Origin of the sequence: Bacillus sp. SIMBA_026 (assembly GCF_046535335.1) — a bacterium.
GTDB classification, from domain to species: domain Bacteria; phylum Bacillota; class Bacilli; order Bacillales; family Bacillaceae; genus Bacillus; species Bacillus velezensis.
Genome location: NZ_JAWRWX010000349.1, coordinates 1 through 252 on the forward strand (window position 1 = coordinate 1; position 252 = coordinate 252).

General features: G+C 64.7%; 1 protein-coding gene. It reads left to right on the forward strand.

Going from position 1 to position 252, the window contains the following annotated elements:
* Positions 1 to 65 precede the first annotated feature (65 nt).
* On the forward strand, positions 66 to 252 hold a 187-nt coding region (locus SB847_RS21755; protein WP_410578782.1), incomplete at its 3' end, for a MerR family transcriptional regulator.

Sequence of the window (252 nt, forward strand, 5' to 3'; positions counted from 1 at the left end):
GTCTTTGACGACGTCGTAGCCGTGCCGGCCAGTGAGCGGAACAACGACGTGCAGAAGCAAGCGTGATGCGCACCTACACCATCCGAGATGTCCTCGACATCAGCGGCATCCCGCGCAGTGCAGTCATGGGGCTGGTTGCCGCAGGCGTCATGGCGCCTGTACGCGGCCACCATGGCGAATACCTTTTCGGCTTCCGCGACCTGGTGGTGCTGCGCATGGCCGCCGCGCTGCGCCAGTCCCATATCTCTGCCG